The sequence below is a fragment of the Desulfosarcina widdelii genome, assembly GCF_009688965.1.
Lineage (GTDB): Bacteria > Desulfobacterota > Desulfobacteria > Desulfobacterales > Desulfosarcinaceae > Desulfosarcina > Desulfosarcina widdelii.
The window spans coordinates 37,107-48,339 of the sequence record NZ_AP021875.1; the positions used below are offsets into that span (position 1 = coordinate 37,107).

The following is an 11,233-nucleotide window of genomic DNA, read 5'->3' on the forward strand; positions in this document are numbered from 1 at the left end:
TAATAACGGCAGCATGTGACAGATCCGGTCACACCGCTACTACTTAATCTTCATAGAGATGCGAAAAAAGAAAAAGCGGAAATCCATTGGGGCGATGAGACCGGGTTGTGCAACGACAGCTACCATGGAAGGAGCTATGCTCCTTGTGGGCAAACACCCGCGATAAAAATTCATCCAAGATGCGAACGTGTCAATTTGATTTCTTCGGTCACAAATCAGGGGAAAGTTCGCTTCATGGTTTATAAAAACAAGATGAACTCTCAGACGATGATCACGTTTATGGAACGGCTGATTAAAGGGGCTGACAAGAAAATCTTTCTGATTGTTGATAATTTGAAAGTTCATCATAGCTACATCGTTAAAGACTGGCTGAAGAAACATCAAAATGAAATCGAGCTCTTCTTTCTTCCTTCCTATTCGCCGGAGTTGAATCCAGACGAATATCTCAACTGCGATCTAAAAGTTGGCGTCCATTCCGGCGTTCCCGCCAGAACAAAAAAAGAACTGAAACGTAAAGCCATTTCACATTTGAGGAAACTGCAAAAGCTGCCCGGACGGGTTATGAAATACTTCAAACATCCAAAGATCGCCTATGCTGCCTAAAGCTTGTCTATTTAATTGCCGGGTTAATAACTGGCGATTAGGACACCCATTGGGTTGTCTGGTATGGACAGCTCAAGTCCAGTTTCTATGATTCTTTGATATCGCTGTACAAATCCATCCAGGAGGGAATCAAATTTATCGTCATTAGATCTTTTTTGGTGACAGCAACTCGACAAGATATGGATAATTAAACATAAAAATTCTCCTTCTCTTTGATAGTTATCTCACTATCTATTTGTATTCTGAATTACTAAAAAACAACATTCGATTAAAAATGGTGGAGTTTCAAAAGATATCCATCTATAGTAAAGATGACGGGGAGACAACCGTGTTCGCCGAATAACGAATGGCGGAACTACGATCACCCGGTGGTAAAGTGGGGCGCAAAGTATTCGAAACCTTCAGAGAGATTACGCATATCGAAGCCGAACAGGGCATGACCGCTATGGATTTGGGAATTCGCGAAAGCAGTATTGACCTCAATATTGAAATCAACAAGGTGGACAATGGCAGGAAAACCATTATCGATTTCCCGTAAGGGTAGACGAATCGGGATTGGCACAAAACTGAATTTATCCCACAGAACCGCTAATACCGGTGATTTCGTCGGCAAAGGTGTTGATCCTGCTGATTATATCCTGAACATCCTGTTCATCAATTTCAAGTCCCTGCAGTGTGTCAAGCAAATGCCCGACATACAAGGCGAAATGGTGCTTGATAATGCCTCTTCCATGATAGATATAATTTAGCGGTTTGCCGGTGTAAGTAATGGGTCCATCTATAGCTGCGCTAAAAAACTCACGCTGCATGCGACGCAATTTGTCCATGGACGTATCCTTGAAGAAGGGTTTTAATTCCGGATCAGCAATCACGTGGTCGTAGAATTGATGGATCAATTTGGCAATGACCTGTTCCCCACCGATGCGTTCAAAGAGTATTGTTTTTTTGTAGACACTTTCTCCCTCCCGAGTTCTTGTAGCTTATTGAAATATCCGGGATATCAGTACGTAACGATGGAGAGTCACTCAAAGGAGCTTGTTTTTTAAACAAAGCAACAGATCTCTATCAAATCTAAAGCAGAGCTTTAGCCGTTTACCCCACACTCAATCGCGGCAACCTACATTTGAAGCACAATCTAATAAATCCTTTTTATGAAGGTATGGCTTTCATGCTGTAAGTCAACACGACCATCATCACACTTGCCGGTCTCCAAGTATACATTTTGATGCACCAGACCAATGGTTTTCGCCCCAAATGCATGCCACAACAACTTACCGTGGCCACTTGGCGGTTTGACCGATTCATAAATCTGAGTTAGCCATTTGTAGTCCTTTTCGTATGGTCCAAGGCAAGAATCGGGTGAAAGCGCTTCCCACAACCTGCAAAGGACTGAGAATTCAGCTGCGAATTTATCACGCGTCTAGTTATTTGGCAGACAATCCTGAGCAGCAATCAATCCCTCGTAGCCACCGACTGTGCGATCAATACCAGGGAAAATGGCAAGACATTTCGCCACCATTTGAGGTAGTTCCTTTTTGAGTTCATCCAAATTGGTGATGACCTTCAGCATTGCCTTTTCATCGAAATCAAGTGCTTTGGCTACGTCGTCGAAAATGCCCAGGTAATCAACAATTAGTCCATGCGTTTTACCCGGATAAACACGGTTGGTACGGCAGATCGCTTGAAGCAAGTTGTGGTCCTTCACGGGTTTGTCCAGATACATGGTTTGCAATATGGGAGCATCGAAACCGGTTAACAGCTTGGCGGTTACGATCAACAGTTTCAGTGGATCAACGGGATCACGAAACCGATCTAAAAGCTTTTCCTCCTCGTCTTTATCAATTTTCCATTCGGAGAACTCATCGTTTTTTCCGCCAGGCGTGGACATTACAATGGCACTTGCTTCCGGCCCAACCAGATCGTCCAAGACCTTTTTATACAGGACGCAGCACTCGCGGTCGAAGGTGACCACCTGGGCCTTGAAGCCGTTAGGCTCGACCTTTTCCTGGAAATGTTTGACGATGTGCTGGCATATGGCGCTCACCCGTGCCGGAGCCTTAATTAACACAGCCATCTTGGCCGCCCGCTTGGCCAGATCGTCACGATCTTCCTCGCTTAGCTCATCGGTCATCTGGGCATAAGCTTCATCTATGGCTCCTTGTTGATATGAAACTTTACATCCACTGCCTCGAAATGAAGTGGCAACGTCGCCTTGTCCCGAATGGAATCCTGAAACGAGTAACGACTCATATAACCCTGCTCATCCTCATCCGCTCCAAAAGCCCAGAAGGTATTGCGATCCCGTTTATTGATCGGTGTGCCTGTATGACCGAAAAGAAAGGCATTGGGCAGTGCATTGCGCATCTTGCGTCCCAGATCACCTTCCTGGGTGCGGTGCGCTTCGTCAACCATAACGATGATGTTCGGACGCTTGTTCAGACAACCGTCCGCCTCGCCGAATTTGTGGATGGTGGTGATGATGATCTTGCGGGTATCGGATGCCAGGAGTTTTGGAGTTCTTGCCGGGTGGAAGCACTGATCATGTTCGGGATATCGGCAGCATTGAAGGTGGCGGTGATCTGGGTATCCAAGCCTACGCACGATTATAAGGATAATATGACTTAAACTGATACATAATCCGGTACGTTTACAGATAATTGAAAACTTTTTTACAAAAAACAAAAATTTTCTTGACAAAATTATTGTTAGTCAATATTGTATAACAATAAATCGTACCCAATGCATTTCCTGATTTGATTTTGAAGATTTTAGGGTATTGATTTGAACAGGACGACTATTTTGTTGATAGCCTTTTGAATTTAAAATGAAATAATACGATTTCGAAAATGAAAGAGGTAGCAGATGAGAATGCTTGAATATGAGACCTATGAGGAAGCGCATAAAAACTTCACGTGGGATCAGACCTGGGAAATCTTTGACGGAAGCCCAGAAAATTTCAACATGGCTCATGAATGCATTGACCGTCACGTCGGAAAGGGGATTGCCCTGAGAATTAAATTCGACGACGGTCACAGAGAAGAATATTCATTCGACCAAGTTTCAAAGATGAGTTCCCAGTTTGCTCATGCGCTTGAGGTCATGGGAGTCAAATATCAAGACAAGGTTGCAATTATGCTTGACCCCTGCCTCGAATATTATGTGAGCCTTTTTGGGACCATGAAAAGAGGATCAATTGCTGTCCCCTGTTACAGCCAGTTTGGTCCGGATGCACTTGAATACCGCCTGAAAGACTCCGGGGCAAAGGTTTTAGTGACAACGGAAGAGGTTAAAAAGATGCCGATAGACTGGTCTAAGACCTCAGTCATAACCGTTGGGCAGTCTTTTCAGAGATTTACAGACGGTAATCCTGACCGATACGAGACAAAAACCAATGCAAAGGATATCGCGGTTTACCAGTACACGAGCGGAACGACCAAAAAATACCCTGACGCTGTAAAGCATTACCATCGAAGCATTGTAACGCTCATGCCTGCGGCCATCTTCGGTCGCGGTTTCCGTTTGGGTGATCGGTACTTTTGCCCGTCAAATCCAGCATGGGGCCACGGGCTTTGGCATGGTACCTTGTCACCTCTTGCGCTTGGCGTTGCGGCAGGAGCCTATTCTGGGAAGTTTGATATAGATGTTCTTTTAAAAGGACTGGAAGAATTTGAGATAGATAACATGGGAGCCGCACCGACGGTCTATCGTCTGATTAAAAATTCTGGTCTCATTGGTAGACATAGACTCCTAATAAAGAAGATGCACTATACCGGCGAACCTATGGACACGGATACGTTCCAGTTTTTTAAAGACGTATTTGGCGTGCCGCCACATAGCGGCTACGGGTCGACGGAAGCAGGGGCTCTCATTTATCAATACGCCGGATTCAAAGATTGGAATGTTAAATCCGGATCTCTGGGAAAACCCATGCCGGGCATGGAGGTCACCCTCCTTGACGAAGAAGGAAACGAGGTGCCCAGAGGAACCATCGGTGAAATCGCTTTGAAACGAAGAGGAGAGTGGTTTCGAGTCAAGGACGCTGCTGTTGTGGATGAAGACGGCTATTATTGGCATAAGGGGCGTGTCGATGACGTGATCATCTCTGCTGGGTGGACCATAAGCCCAACTGAAGTGGAGGATGCCCTGCTGAAACACCCTGCTGTCTTGGAGTCTGTGGTCGTCGGTGTTCCCCATGCAGATAGAGGGCTTATCGTCAAGGCCTTTATTGTGGCGAGTCAAGAACCCTGCGAGGAGCTAAAAAAAGAGATTCAGAATTTTGTCAAAGAGAAGCTGAGTAAGCATGAATATCCAAGGGAGATTCAGTTCATGCATAGCTTTCCAAAGACAGAGAGTGGAAAGATTAAAAAAGCAGAACTAAAGAAGATTCTGTCGAATAACTGAAATATTAAATGAGAAAACGAGGATGGAATGCTGCTCTACGAATTTGAGGGGAAAAAGATATTTTCAAGGGCCGGAATGCATACGCCTGATTCCATCTTGATATCGTCTAAAGACGAGATTGAGAAAGGAGTGGAAAGAATCGGCGGCTTTCCTGTCATGATAAAAGCCCAGGTCTTAACCGGGGGTAGAGGAAAGGCTGGGCTCGTGCAGGCAGCCTCGGACCCTTCGGAGGCCAGAAAAAAGGCGGCGGACATCTTTCAGTTATTGAGCTCGATACAAACGGATAATCCTATAAAGTCCGTTATGATCGAGCGGAAAATGAAGGTAACCCAAGAAATCTATTTGGGAATTACCATTGACCGTATCGCCAAGAAGCCTTTGATCATTGGCTGCACCGAAGGCGGCATAGAAATTGAACAGGTCGCAAAAGATTCGCCGGAAAAAATTTCATCCATTCATGTCGCGCCATTGCGTGGTCTGAGGTTCTATGAAGCCATCAGGCTTGCTCAACAAATGGGGCTAAAAGGGAAAGCCCTTTCTAACGTCAGTAACGTCATTTTCAAGCTTTACAAGGTTTTTGAAGATAATGATGCGGAACTGGCAGAGATCAATCCCTTAATACTCACCCCAGATAATCAAGCATATGCCCTCGATTCTAAAATAATTTTGAACGACGATGCGCTCTTCAGACATCCCGATATATCCGAGATACATAGAGATTTGGCACCAATTGAAAAGGAAGCGAAAAAACTGGGATTAACCTATGTTGATCTTCAACCGGGGAATGTGGCTGTTATTAGTTCCGGAGCAGGGTATACCCTAATGGTTCTTGACCTGATTCGGTCATTCGGGGGCGAACCCGCAAATTTTATGGATTCAATAGTTGATTCACGGGAAAAGATGCAGAGTGCGATAGAATTTATAGTGAACAGAGCAAAAGAAGACTCCAATATTCAGTCCATTTTGATGCTAAAAACGATGTCTTTTACGCCTTTAGACAGGATCATGGGGGCCATTGAAGACGCTTTGAAAGATATAAAAGTCCCTGTACCAATTATATCCTGCCTGAGAGCCACTGGCAATGCTGTTCGAAACATGACGATGAAAGAGGCTGAGCGCAAGTTGGCAGACTTGGGGGTTGATCAGTATTCATCTCTTCGTGAAGCGGTTAAGGCTGCAGTTGATGTTGCTAAAGGGAAGGTGAGGTGATGAGCATTCTTGTCGGGAAAGATACGAGGCTTGTCGTGCAGGGAATCACCGGAAATTGGGGACGGAGGCAGGCACTAAATATGCTTGAGAATGGCACAAGCATTGTTGCTGGAGTATCTCCGGGCCGAGGAGGAACTGAGGTGCAAGGCATACCGGTTTATGACAGCATGTCAGAGGCGGTGATGAAGCATCAGCCCAACACTTCTGTTCTGTACATTCCGGCTGCTATGGTGAAGGAGGCGGCCTTTGAGGCTATCGAAAATGGAATAAAGACCATTGTTATTATCACCGAGACGGTCCCTGTGAATGACACGATGAAAATTATAGATCTTGCTGAACAATATGAAGCGTGGGTGATAGGACCCAATACACCAGGGATTGTGAGTCCTGAGAAGGCGTTGGTCGGATTTTTGCCTGCCGCTACAGTTCAGGCTGGAGAGGTAGGGATTATTTCAAGAAGTGGCACACTAGCAATAGAGTCTCTTCGTTTTCTTTCTGAGAGTGGGATCGGCATTTCAACCTGTTGCGGAATTGGTGGAGACTTGGTCAGTGGGAAAAGTCAAGTGGATTATCTAAGGCTTTTGGAAAAAGACGATCAAACACGATTCATTGTCCTCCTCGGCGAGATCGGAGGAAGCATGGAAGAGATTGCAGCAGAAACAATTTCAACTATGACCAAACCTGTCGTGACGATGATCGCTGGCAGGACGGCGCCACCAGGAAAGCGGATGGGGCATGCGGGAGCGATCATATCCCAGGGACAAGGGTCGGCAGTTTATAAAATCGAAGCCCTTAAGAAAGCAGGAGCAATGGTTGCTGATGACTTTTGGAGTTTGGTGGAACTTATAAAAAAAATACAATAAATGGAGAGAATGATGCCAGAGGTGAGTATTGCTGAAAAAAAAGCACAGTTGACTGAAGGAAAAATCACAGAAGAAGGTCTGGATGAGTTACGAAGTCGTGTTGGTAAAAAATTAAGGATAAGGCCCTTCAATACCGTCGCATCGATCGACGCCATCCGAAAATTTGTTGATGGAGTCGGGGATGTCAACCCGTTGTACGGAGATGAAGCATACGCCAAAAAGACAAGCTATGGGCGGTTGATCGCTCCTCCCTCTTGGCCATACAGTGTATTCCCCACTTGGATTCCACAAGGCCTCAAAGGCGTCCATGCCTTTCATTCAGGAAATGATTGGACTTTTTACAGACCTATCTATGAGGGAGACATTATTACACCGGAGATGACTTTCACTCATTTTGATGAAAAAAAGAGTAAATTTGCCGAAAAAATTATTATCGTTCATTATGACGACAATTATTTTAACCAGCGAGGGGAACTGGTAGCCAATGCTAAGGCATGGAGCGTAAGAGCGGAGAGAAAAGCGGCTAGGGATAAGCAGAAATACTTTGAGTTAAAACTTCCCCATCCCTGGACCGAGGAGGAACTTGAGAAGATTGAAAACCAAGTTTTGGCGGAAGAAATTCGGGGAAAAGAGATTCGCTATTGGGAGGATGTGGAAGAGGGGGAGGAGCTGCAACCCTTGGTTAAAGGTCCTCTTGGAATAACCGACATGATCGCTTATTGCATTGGGTCATGTCCGATTCGTCTGAAGGCTCTCGGAGCAGCTCTCAGGGATTACATGAGGCACCCAGGTTGGGCTTTCCGGGACCCAAATACAGGTGCATATGAACCTACATACGCCGTCCATTATCACTTGGATGCAGCCAAAAGTGCCGGGGTTCCCTATATGTATGATGTCGGGACGCAGCGGCAGGAGTGGCTCATTCAACATTTGACCAACTGGATGGGGGATGAAGGGTGGTTGAAAACTAACTTTGCAGAATATCGGAGGTTTGTCTATTTGTCCGATGTAATTTGGCTAAAGGGAAAGGTTACTAAAAAATATTTGGATGAGCAAGAGGAGTTCTGCGTGGATGTTGAGACATGGGCTGAAAACCAGCGGGGTGAAAATGTGATGCCAGGGCACTCCACGGTCATCCTTCCTTCGAAGGAAAAGGGAACTTGGCCCGTAAAAAAAAGATTAAGATGATCTTTGATCAAGGCGATCCAATCCGTAAGAGATAATTTCGGAAAAATTCCAGATGGAAAAACTATGCGAAAAATTGAGGGAAGATATTACCTTCGGGAAATATAAGCCGGGGGAACATCTTTCCGAAAAACAGCTGACGGAAACCTACGGCGTCAGCAGGGTTACCATACGTAAGGCAATCGAACAGATTGCTACTCAGGGATATTTAACGGTCGAAAAAAACCGTGGAGCAACGGTTACCAAGCTATCGTTAAAAGATGTTGAAGTAATCTACAATATTCTGATGCGTTGCGAATCCTATGCGGCAAAATTGTTCGCTGCCCGGAAGCTTACTAATGTCAATCAAAAACTAAAACTTCTGCATGAAAAAATGCACACAAAAGAGAATAATTTCAGTTCTCATGATTGGCTCAAGCTAAACGACGAATTCCATATGCTAATTTTTTCAAATTGCGGCAGTAACATTCTTTCAGAACTTGTCTATCACACACGGCAGCGAATTTATCGTTATCGAATGTTCCAAACAGAAGCCTATGCTAGAAACCATTATAGCAAAGACCATAAAAAAATTCTGGCGGCTATTTTCAAAGGCGATGAAAAGCTCACGGAGAAGTTGATGGTGGCCCACTTAGATGTAGCAAGAAAACATCGACTTCAGCTACTCAAAGGATTTGAAAATCTACTCTAAATCTTGGAGGCTCAAAAAGGACTTATCGAAAAATGGGTAAAAGAATGGAGATAAAGAAAATTTTTGTTGTAGGCGCTGGCACAATGGGAAGTGGAATCGCTCAGGTGTGTGCCCAAGCCGGTTTAGAGGTAGTTTTGAACGACGTCTCGCAGGATGTGCTTGATCAAGGCTTTAGGGGTATTGCATGGTCGGTGGGGAAACTTGCAGAAAAAGGTAAACTGGCCGACACCAAAGAAACGGTTTTGAGGCGCATCGAGATTTCTACGGATTTTCATGCAACTGATGTAGATTTAGCCATCGAGGCGGTGTTCGAGGACCTTGATCTTAAAAGGGAGGTATTTAAGCGACTGGATACGATTTGCCCCACCTCCGCCTACATTGCAACCAATACCTCAACCATACCGATCACGAAACTTGCACAGGTTACAGGCAGGCCTGAAAAGGTAATTGGAATCCATTTCTTTAATCCAGTGCCCATGATGGATGCCGTTGAAGTGATCAGTGGACTAAACACATCCGAAGAGACTATGCGTGTAGGGCTGGATTTCGTTGCACAGATTGGTAAGGAGGCTATTCGGGTAGAAACGGACATCCCCGGTTTTCTGCTCAACAGGATCAATTTGATAGGCTATGTCGAGGCGATCCGACTGCTCGAGCAGGGTATCGGCACCGTTGAGGACATAGACAAAGGGTTTAGGCTGGCCTTCGGCAGAAGAATGGGACCTTTTGAGACGGGTGACTTGGTGGGTTTGGACGTCAGCTACAAGGGACTCATGGCGATCTACCAAGAAAGCAAAGACATCAGATACTTCCCTCCTATGCTGCTGCGGCGCAAAGTCGATGCAGGTCAACTCGGACGAAAGACCAGCAGGGGATGGTATCAATACGAACCGAAAGGCTAACTTCGAGGGGTGTTGAACAAACAGTGAAGTCGAACCATTAGCGTAATAACTCGAGATAGGAGAGCGATATTGAAAGAAGCAGTAATTGTTAGTGCTGTCCGAACTCCCATCGGAAGATATTTAGGAGGCCTCAAAGAGGTTGCGGCCTGCGATCTGGCAGGCTTGGTTTTGAAAGAGGCGGTAAAGAGGGCCGGGACAGAGCCCTCGCAAGTTGACGAGATAATCCTAGGGCAATCCTATCAGAACGGTGAGTCGGTCAACGTGGCTCGCATGGCGGCTCTGGTGGCCGGCTGGCCGGTGGAGGTTACCGGGATCACGTTGGATCGCCGCTGCTGCTCGGGCCTGGATGCCGTTTGCTTCGCACAGATGATGATCGCTAGTGGCAACGCCGAGATCGTGGTGGCTGGAGGCGTGGACTCCATGAGCCGGGCCGAGTTTTACATACCCGGTGACCGGATCAAGTGGGGCCTGGAGGGGGGAAAAGACGAAAAGTGGGGTTTCATGCCAAAGGGGCACGGTGCCTTATCTATGTGGGGGATGCCGTTTTACGATCGCATCCAACGTGCTCGGGTGATGAGCCAGCCCATAGAGCGATTTGGAGAGCTCAACTCGATGATGTCTTGGGCCGAGGCAGCGGCCCGTGATGAAAGCATCACCCGCGAGGCTGCCGACTCCTGGGCCGCAGGTAGCCATCTCAAGGCGTGTGCAGCCATCTCGGGGGGCAAGTTTGCCGATGAGATCGTTCCGGTTCCGGTGCCGGGGCGCAAGGGAGAGACGACGATGTTCGACCGCGACGAGCCGCCGAGGCCGGACACTAACGTAGAGAAACTGTCGAGGCTGAAAGCCGTTTATGCGGATGGAATCTGCACCGCGGGCAATTCATCCACGGAAAACGACGGAGCAGCAGCCTTGGTGCTTATGAACGCTGCCAAGGCCCATAAAATGGGGCTAAAGCCCCTGGCCCGGGTAGTTTCCCACGCAGTGGCGGCTGCCGATCCCACCTTGACCTATCCGGCGGTGCCGGCTGCGGTTTTTAAATGCCTCGAAAAGGCCGGGCTGACCATTGGCGATATGGATTTGATTGAAATCCAGGAAGCCTTTGCGGCTCAGACTTTGGCCGACGCCAAATTGATAGGCTTGTCGGAAGAGGATTGCCGGCAGCGAGTCAACGTCAACGGATCGGGAATTTCCTTGGGACATCCAATCGGAGCCACGGGAGCTATGCGCCTGGTGACTCTTATCCACGAGATGGCCCGCCGCAAGGCTCGATATGGCCTGGAGACTATATGCGGCGGCGGAGGGCAGGGAATTGCGGCTGTCTTTGAGCAGGAAAATTGGAGTTAGAACTCAGAGAGTGGTTTACATGGCTCGAATACTGA

Annotated in this window: 12 protein-coding genes; 9 read left to right on the forward strand and 3 right to left on the reverse strand. The window is 46.8% G+C overall.

Translation table 11 applies throughout. The annotated features are described in order from the left end of the window. Positions 1 to 15: 15 nt before the first annotated feature. Positions 16 to 603 (forward strand): IS630 family transposase, encoded by a 588-nt coding sequence (locus GN111_RS00210; RefSeq protein ID WP_231715631.1) that lies wholly within the window; start codon positions 16 to 18, stop codon positions 601 to 603. 346 nt (positions 604 to 949) lie between these two features. Beyond that, on the forward strand, positions 950 to 1,141 hold the full coding sequence (locus tag GN111_RS00215) for a hypothetical protein (protein ID WP_155301822.1): 192 nt from the start codon (positions 950 to 952) through the stop codon (positions 1,139 to 1,141). A gap of 34 nt (positions 1,142 to 1,175) precedes the next feature. Here GN111_RS00215 and GN111_RS00220 read toward each other — a convergent pair whose 3' ends face one another. The 3 genes from GN111_RS00220 to GN111_RS33590 form a co-directional block, all read right to left on the reverse strand. Beyond that, entirely contained in the window at positions 1,176 to 1,541 is a 366-nt protein-coding gene (locus tag GN111_RS00220; protein WP_155301823.1) for a group I truncated hemoglobin, read from the reverse strand. A 482-nt stretch (positions 1,542 to 2,023) separates the two neighbouring features. Next, complete coding sequence (locus tag GN111_RS33585; protein WP_197740473.1) at positions 2,024 to 2,734, reverse strand: type I restriction enzyme subunit R domain-containing protein; 711 nt, start codon at positions 2,732 to 2,734, stop codon at positions 2,024 to 2,026. 17 nt (positions 2,735 to 2,751) lie between these two features. Further along, a complete protein-coding gene (locus GN111_RS33590; protein ID WP_231715831.1) occupies positions 2,752 to 3,204 on the reverse strand; it encodes a DEAD/DEAH box helicase family protein in 453 nt (150 codons plus the stop codon). 261 nt (positions 3,205 to 3,465) lie between these two features. On the opposite strand from GN111_RS33590, the gene GN111_RS00230 reads away from it, so the two are divergent. The 7 genes from GN111_RS00230 to GN111_RS00260 all read left to right on the forward strand — a co-directional run bounded on the left by GN111_RS00230 (position 3,466) and on the right by GN111_RS00260 (position 11,198). Next, positions 3,466 to 5,004 carry an acetate--CoA ligase gene (locus GN111_RS00230; protein ID WP_155301824.1) on the forward strand — a complete coding sequence of 513 codons (1,539 nt, stop codon included), beginning with the start codon at positions 3,466 to 3,468 and terminating at the stop codon, positions 5,002 to 5,004. 27 nt (positions 5,005 to 5,031) lie between these two features. After that, on the forward strand, positions 5,032 to 6,213 hold the full coding sequence (locus tag GN111_RS00235) for an ATP-grasp domain-containing protein (RefSeq protein WP_155301825.1): 1,182 nt from the start codon (positions 5,032 to 5,034) through the stop codon (positions 6,211 to 6,213). Continuing rightward, a complete protein-coding gene (sucD, locus tag GN111_RS00240; protein ID WP_155301826.1) occupies positions 6,213 to 7,076 on the forward strand; it encodes a succinate--CoA ligase subunit alpha in 864 nt (287 codons plus the stop codon). The genes GN111_RS00235 and sucD overlap by 1 nt, the downstream gene beginning before the upstream one ends. 9 nt (positions 7,077 to 7,085) lie before the next feature. Then, the gene (locus GN111_RS00245) at positions 7,086 to 8,264 is read left to right on the forward strand and encodes an FAS1-like dehydratase domain-containing protein (protein WP_170302056.1); all 1,179 of its coding nucleotides are present in this window, start codon (positions 7,086 to 7,088) and stop codon (positions 8,262 to 8,264) included. A gap of 52 nt (positions 8,265 to 8,316) precedes the next feature. After that, positions 8,317 to 8,952, forward strand: a complete 636-nt coding sequence (locus GN111_RS00250; RefSeq protein WP_155301828.1) for a GntR family transcriptional regulator — start codon at positions 8,317 to 8,319, stop codon at positions 8,950 to 8,952. A gap of 32 nt (positions 8,953 to 8,984) precedes the next feature. Next, positions 8,985 to 9,854 (forward strand): 3-hydroxyacyl-CoA dehydrogenase family protein, encoded by an 870-nt coding sequence (locus GN111_RS00255; protein ID WP_231715632.1) that lies wholly within the window; start codon positions 8,985 to 8,987, stop codon positions 9,852 to 9,854. A gap of 69 nt (positions 9,855 to 9,923) precedes the next feature. Further along, entirely contained in the window at positions 9,924 to 11,198 is a 1,275-nt protein-coding gene (locus tag GN111_RS00260) for a thiolase family protein (protein ID WP_155301829.1), read from the forward strand. The last annotated feature ends 35 nt before the right edge of the window (positions 11,199 to 11,233 follow it).

What these genes read in the sequence shown, in the direction of transcription:
- GN111_RS00215 (WP_155301822.1), top strand. Translation starts at nt 950, where the DNA reads ATGGCGGAACTACGATCACCCGGTGGTAAAGTGGGGCGCAAAGTATTC.
- GN111_RS33585 (WP_197740473.1), bottom strand. Translation starts at nt 2,734, where the DNA reads ATGACCGATGAGCTAAGCGAGGAAGATCGTGACGATCTGGCCAAGCGG.
- GN111_RS00230 (WP_155301824.1), top strand. Translation starts at nt 3,466, where the DNA reads ATGAGAATGCTTGAATATGAGACCTATGAGGAAGCGCATAAAAACTTC.
- GN111_RS00235 (WP_155301825.1), top strand. Translation starts at nt 5,032, where the DNA reads ATGCTGCTCTACGAATTTGAGGGGAAAAAGATATTTTCAAGGGCCGGA.
- sucD (WP_155301826.1), top strand. Translation starts at nt 6,213, where the DNA reads ATGAGCATTCTTGTCGGGAAAGATACGAGGCTTGTCGTGCAGGGAATC.
- GN111_RS00245 (WP_170302056.1), top strand. Translation starts at nt 7,086, where the DNA reads ATGATGCCAGAGGTGAGTATTGCTGAAAAAAAAGCACAGTTGACTGAA.
- GN111_RS00250 (WP_155301828.1), top strand. Translation starts at nt 8,317, where the DNA reads ATGGAAAAACTATGCGAAAAATTGAGGGAAGATATTACCTTCGGGAAA.
- GN111_RS00255 (WP_231715632.1), top strand. Translation starts at nt 8,985, where the DNA reads ATGGGTAAAAGAATGGAGATAAAGAAAATTTTTGTTGTAGGCGCTGGC.